This is a genomic window from Deinococcus sp. (genome assembly GCF_025362455.1).
In the GTDB taxonomy this organism is placed as follows: domain Bacteria; phylum Deinococcota; class Deinococci; order Deinococcales; family Deinococcaceae; genus Deinococcus.
The window spans coordinates 1-5742 of sequence record NZ_JANYGJ010000031.1 but is presented as its reverse complement, the minus strand read 5'-3'; the positions used below and the strand labels follow the sequence as shown (position 1 = coordinate 5742).

The window sequence follows — 5742 nt, the reverse complement described above, 5'->3', positions numbered from 1 at the left end:
TGGTCGCCGCCGTGACGGCGACCCTGGTTGGCAGACCCTCTGGCGCGGTTGGGCCTGGCTCACTCAGGCCGCCTGGCTGCTTGATCTTGACGTCTCTGTCAGCCTCTATCCCACTTCTGGGTAACGATAAGCCGCTGGGGGTGGGGGAGCCGACGCATCTGCTCAGTGCCAAAGCCCCACCAACGTAACCCAACCGCCAACCGCCCAGCCAGCCGCCGTTCCCACAAGCTACCCCCCAACCCGCTCCCGCCCCGCATACGTCACCACCGTTCCCCCCACATCGTGAATCTGCTTCACGGCGTCGGCGAAGTGGTAGCCCACCTCGGCGGGGGCGTGGGCGTCGCTGCCCAGCACGAAGGGAATGCCGCGTGCGGCGGCGGCGCGGACCAGATCGGGCGCCGGATAAGCCTCGCGCACCGGTTTGCGCCAGCCTGCGGTGTTGAAGTCCAGGCTCAGGCCCTGCATGGCGATCACGTCCAGCGCGTGCAGGGCGCTCATACCGCCCTGGTCGAGGTGGCCGAACTTCTTGGGCAGGTCCAGGTGCCCAATCGAGTCAAACAGGTTGCTGCGGGCCGCGCCTTCGATCAGCGCGTAGTAGTGCCGGTACAGGGCGCCCAGGTCGCGCCGCTCGTATTCGCTGACAAACTCCGGGTTGTCAAAGCCCCAGGCACCTATGTAATGCACGCTGCCGATCACGTAGTCCCAGGGATACTCGGCCAGAATCTCAGCCACGTAGCGCTCGGTGCCCGGATGAAAGTCGGCCTCCAGGCCCAGGCGCACCTCCAGGCGGCCCCCGAATTCCTGCTGCGCCTCGCGGACCATCTGCACGTACTCGCCGAGCTGGTCTCGCCGCATCCGCCAGGGCGCGTCGAACCACTCCGGCATGGGGATGTGGTCGGTGAAGGTCACGCCCGCCAGGCCCCGGTCCAGCGCGGCCTGGGCGTACTCGCGGGGATGGCCAACGGCGTGGTTGCACAGCGGCGTGTGCAGGTGCGAGTCGAACAGGTGGGGCGTCATGCCCAAGAGTAGCAAGGCGTGACAGGTCATCATCAGTTGCTCATCACGCTTTTGTTACGCCCCGTGAAGATACTGGTTTCAGGCAAGTAACCAGAGTTCCGGTAACCGAAGTTCCAGTAACCAGAGCCACCGAGCAGGGCGTGAGAGCTTTCGCGCCGGAGTAGGGGGAGAAATGCAGATGACCAGCGTCCAGACCAGCACCGTACAGACCAGCACCGTACCGAATGGCACCGTCCAGACCAGCACCGTCCAGGCACCGCTCACTGAGCCGCAGCACGGCGCCCTTCAGCTCCGGGTAATGGGCACGCCCTCGGTGCGGCTGGGGGGCCGGGAGCTGCATTTCAAGACCCGCAAGGCGCTGGCCATGCTGCTGTACCTGGCGCTGGAAGGCCCCCAGGCGCAGGGCCACCTCAGCGAGCTGCTGTGGCCCGGCGCGGTGGGCAGCGGCTCCCTGCGCACCGCCGCGCTGCATCTGCGCACGGCCCTGGAGGGCGATGCCTGGCGACTTCAGACCAGTTGGTGCGGGCTCTCGCTCGACCTGAGCGGCGCCTGGCTCGACGTTCACGACGTAGCAACGCTGGAGGTCCGGAGTGCCCTGAACGCCCGCCCCGGCGAGTTCATGGCCGGGCTGTACCTGCGCGGCAACGCCGCCTGGGACGACTATATTTCGCGGCGAGGCGAGGAGTTGTGCACCGACTTCGACCTGCGCCTGGAGGGCCTGGCCACCGACGCGCTCGGCAGGGGAGAGGCCGCCCTGGCGCTGGCGCTGGCCACCCGCCGCCAGGAACTCGACGCCTACTCGCAGGACGCCTGCTGCCAGCTTCAGGAGGCCATGCAGGCTGCCGGGCAGGGCCACCGGACCGCCGCCCTGGCCCTGGCCTTCAAAGGGCGCTTCGAGCGCGAATTCGGCCCGCTGAGCGAAGCGGAGTTGCGCCGCCTGGGCCTGCCGGATCAGGAGAACATCCCGGTCCAGCCGGTGCGCCGCTGGAGCCTGCCCCGCTTTGGCAGCACAGGTCAACTCAGCCTGGCGTGAACTGTGGCGGTCTGGTGTTTGGGTGAAGGTCTTATTCTCTTTGGAGATCAATCGCTTATAGAAACCGAGATTTACTGGCTTAGAAGACCCGAAGTGGACATAAAAGTCCACCACAAACCACTGAAATCTGTCATCTTGAACTCCGTTACGGATGACAACAGTTACGGATGACAATAATGGGGAGAGGCGTGCCGTTTTAACGAGCCTCGGCGGCTCAAACTGGAGCAGATTCTTGTTCCAGCACTCCCGCCCACTTCTCCAGGTGAGCACAGTCGCCCAGGCTCAGTACTTCCCAGCCGTGCGGCGTGCGGCGCAGGCGGGTCAGGCTGGTGTGTTCCAATTTGATCTGGAAGGGAAACGGGTAGGGATGCTCCGGGCGCTGCTGCACCGGCCAGCCGAGCAGATGGTGCAGCAGCGCCCGGATGGCCAGGCCGTGACTGAAGGCGATGATTCGTCCGTTTGGCAGCTCACCGGCCCAGGCGCCCAGCCGCGCCGCTACCTGCGCCAGACTCTCGCCGCCGGGTGTGGCCTCGTTCCAGGGATCGGCCCGCCAGGTCGGCCAGCCGGGGTGCGCCGTGTTGGTCCCCAGCTCGCGGCCCTCGAAGGCGCCGAAGTGGAGTTCGCGCAGTCTGGCGTCCAGTACGGGGCTCACCGCTTGCCCCAGCGCCAGCTCGGCGGTGCGCCTGGTCCGCAGCAGATCGGAGCTGTAGGCGGCGTCGTACTCCTGGCCGCGCAGCCGTTTGCTCAGCGCCCGGCCCTGCGCCTCGCCCTGCGCCGAGAGCGGAACGTCGCTGTGACCTTGCCAGCGCCCGGCGGTGTTCCAGGCCGTCGTGGCGTGTCGCACCAGCGTCAGGTCGAGCAGCGGCATCAGTGGGCGGGGTCGGGGAGCGGCGGCCCAGACAAAGGTGGCACGGGCACGGGCACGCCGTCCGGGCCGACGGCCACGAAGACGAAGGTGCCGTTGGTGGCCAGTTGCTGCTCGCCGGTGGTCAGCGTCTCGCGGAACACGTCCACCCGCACGGTCATGGAGGTGCGGCCCACCCGGATCACCTGGGCTTCGAGCGCCAGCGCGTCGCCGACCCGCACCGGCAGGTGAAAGTCCACGGCGTCCATGCGGGCGGTCACCACATGATTTTTGGCGTGGCGCACGGCGGCAATCGAGGCGGCCCGGTCCATCAGCGACAGCACGAAACCCCCGAAGGCCGTGCCGTGGTAATTGGTGTCTTTGGGAAACACCAGTTCGAGCATCCGCGCCCCGCTTTGCGGCTGATCGGGCTGCGGCTGGTCGGGACGGGTGGAAAACGGGTCGTTACGTGTCATGCGGGCCAGTCTAGCGGGCGCCGGGTCAGGCGTGGGCAGGGCCACAAGCTGCTGGGCGGGATCTGGGCGCAGGCGAATGACGTTCCGGCCCTGTGAACGAGGGAAGCACAAGCGTCTCGGCGGCGCACCGTCAGGCGTGTCAGGACGCTGCGCTCAGGTATCGAGCCGCCAACTGTTCTGCTCGGCGCCAGTCTTTTCTTCGTCCAGCCTGTGTGAACTGCTGCGCTATCCGCTCGACTGCGCTAGGCTGGGATCATGTCCCGCTCCGAGCCACACGCCGAATACGTCGTCTTCGATCTGGAAACCACCGGGCTCAGTCCGGAAAAGGACGCCGTGGTGGAAATCGGGGCGCTGAAAATCAGGGGTGGCCAGATCTACGAGCGCGAGCGCTTCGAGTCGCTGGTTCGCCCGCAGCGGCCCGACGGCTCGGTGATGCCGATTCCCTGGCGGGCGGCGCAGGTCCACGGCATCAGCGATAGCATGGTGGCCCGCGCCCCGACGATGGCCGAGGTGCTGCCCCGCTTTCTCGATTTCGTGGGGGGCGCAGCGGTGGTGGCCCACAACATCAGCTTCGACGGCGGCTTCATGCGGGTGGCCGCCCGGCGGCATAACCTGCTGTGGCGCCCGGCTGCCGAGCTGTGTACCGTGCAACTCTCGCGCCGCGCCTTTCCCCGCGAGCGTGCCCACAACCTGGACGTGCTGGCGACGCGCCTGAACCTGGAATTCGGGCGCGGTGGCCGTCACCGCAGCTTCGGCGACGTGCAGGTCACCGCCCAGGCGTTCGTGCGGCTCAACGCCATGCTGAGCGCCGAGCCGGTGCGTTAGACGGGTGTTAGAATAACTGACACACTGCGCATAAGCTGCAAAAAACCTTCACAGACCTGAGCGACACTGAGCAGGTCATGAAGTGGCCCCCCCTCTTTTCTCCCTTTGCAATCCGTCCCGTGAGGCGCCAGCGACACCTCGAAGGCGTGCTGGGCACGGCGCTGGAACTCCAGATCGTGGCCGACACCGAGGCCCAGCTCGGCGCCGCCGAGGCCGCGCTGCTGGCCGAAGTGGACCGGCTGGAGGGCGTGTTCAGCCGCTACCTGCCGGGCAGTGAACTCAACCGCTGGCAGGCGCGGCGGGGTTTGCCGACCACTGTTTCAGCCGACTTCGCCGCGCTGCTCTCTCGCGCGGAGCACTTCATGACCCTGACCGGCGGCGCCTTTCATCCGGCTGCCGATACGCTGGCCCGGCTGTGGCAGCGCGGTAGACCCGACGCGGGCACCCTGCAAGGCGTGCTGGAGCAGATGAAAGAGCCGCTGTGGACCCTGGAAGGCGGCCCTACAGGCGCACGGCAGGTCACGCTGCACACGGCGCTGAGCCTGAATTTCAACGCGCTCGCCAAGGGGTTCATCACCGACGCGGCGGCGCAGGCGGCCCTGAAGGTGCCCGGTGTGCGGCAGGTGATGCTCAACATCGGCGGGGACGTGCGGCATCTGGGTCAGGGTGAGGTCAGCGTGGGGCTCGAAGCTCCGGGTCAGTGGGCCGATAACTGGCCTCCGGTGGGCTTCGTGACCCTCAGCAACCAGGCCGTCACCACCAGCGGCCAGATGCACCGGGGCGCCCACCTGCTCGACCCGCGCACCGGGCAGCCGACCAGTGCCGAACGCACGGTCTCGGTCATCGCCCCAAGTGGCGCCGAGTCCGACGCTCTCTCCACCGCCCTGTGTGTGCTGGAGGTCTCCGAATGCCTGGCGCTGGTGGGCGGCCTGGAGGGTGTGGGCGTGCGGATCGGCGAGGGCCGTTTGTTAGCCACAACTACCTTCTGGCAGCAACATGAAGGCCACACTAAGGCCACCGACACCTGAGCGACTGGTCTGTAGCCGCCGCCCCCACAGTTATTCCCCGGAGGAACCCCATGACCGACCCCACCGACCTGAACGGCACTGGCCCAAACAGCACCGGCCCGAATAGCACTGGCCCGAATAGCACTGGTCGTCGCTCGCTCCTGAAGGCGTTCACCGCTGCCGCCGCCAGCCTCTTTCTCTCACGGCTGGGCCTCGCCTCGGCGCAGGGGAGTGCCGCCGCCAAGACCGCCGCATTGCCGGGCACGATGGAACTGGCCGTCAATCTGGAACTCGCCGCGCCCAGCGGCTCCCGCTACGAGCGGCCCTACGTCGCCGTCTACATCGAGGACGCCCAGGGCAAAGCGGTGCGCACCGTCAGCTTATGGGCACAGCCCTCCAGGCGCGGCCAGCGCTACCTCAGCGACCTGCGCCGCTGGTTTTCGGAAAGCGGAGGCGCGGCGCTGCTGCCCACCACCACCAGCCCGACCCGCAACCCCGGCAAATACAGTCTGGTCTGGGACGGCAAAACCGACAAAAACG

At 67.4% G+C, this 5742-nt stretch carries 7 protein-coding genes; 4 read left to right on the top strand and 3 right to left on the bottom strand.

Going from position 1 to position 5742, the window contains the following annotated elements:
* Positions 1–228: 228 nt before the first annotated feature.
* Positions 229–1017 (bottom strand): histidinol-phosphatase HisJ family protein, encoded by a 789-nt coding sequence (locus Q0R23_RS02070; protein WP_293909865.1) that lies wholly within the window; start codon positions 1015–1017, stop codon positions 229–231.
* A gap of 178 nt (positions 1018–1195) precedes the next feature.
* On the opposite strand from Q0R23_RS02070, the gene Q0R23_RS02065 reads away from it, so the two are divergent.
* The gene (locus tag Q0R23_RS02065) at positions 1196–2050 is read left to right on the top strand and encodes a hypothetical protein (protein WP_293909863.1); all 855 of its coding nucleotides are present in this window, start codon (positions 1196–1198) and stop codon (positions 2048–2050) included.
* 214 nt (positions 2051–2264) lie between these two features.
* Here Q0R23_RS02065 and Q0R23_RS02060 read toward each other — a convergent pair whose 3' ends face one another.
* On the bottom strand, positions 2265–2918 hold the full coding sequence (locus tag Q0R23_RS02060; RefSeq protein WP_293909861.1) for a histidine phosphatase family protein: 654 nt from the start codon (positions 2916–2918) through the stop codon (positions 2265–2267).
* Positions 2918–3370: an acyl-CoA thioesterase gene (locus Q0R23_RS02055; RefSeq protein ID WP_293909859.1), complete on the bottom strand. Its 453-nt coding sequence runs from the start codon at positions 3368–3370 to the stop codon at positions 2918–2920. The genes Q0R23_RS02060 and Q0R23_RS02055 overlap by 1 nt, the downstream gene beginning before the upstream one ends.
* A gap of 255 nt (positions 3371–3625) precedes the next feature.
* Between Q0R23_RS02055 and Q0R23_RS02050 the strand changes: the two genes are divergently transcribed.
* The 3 genes from Q0R23_RS02050 to Q0R23_RS02040 all read left to right on the top strand — a co-directional run.
* Positions 3626–4195, top strand: coding sequence for a 3'-5' exonuclease (locus Q0R23_RS02050; RefSeq protein ID WP_293909857.1), 570 nt, complete (start codon positions 3626–3628; stop codon positions 4193–4195).
* 119 nt (positions 4196–4314) lie between these two features.
* Positions 4315–5223 (top strand): FAD:protein FMN transferase, encoded by a 909-nt coding sequence (locus tag Q0R23_RS02045; protein ID WP_293909855.1) that lies wholly within the window; start codon positions 4315–4317, stop codon positions 5221–5223.
* Positions 5224–5273: 50 nt separating this feature from the next.
* A partial coding sequence (locus Q0R23_RS02040; protein WP_293909853.1) for a DUF2271 domain-containing protein occupies positions 5274–5742 on the top strand: 469 nt, incomplete at its 3' end.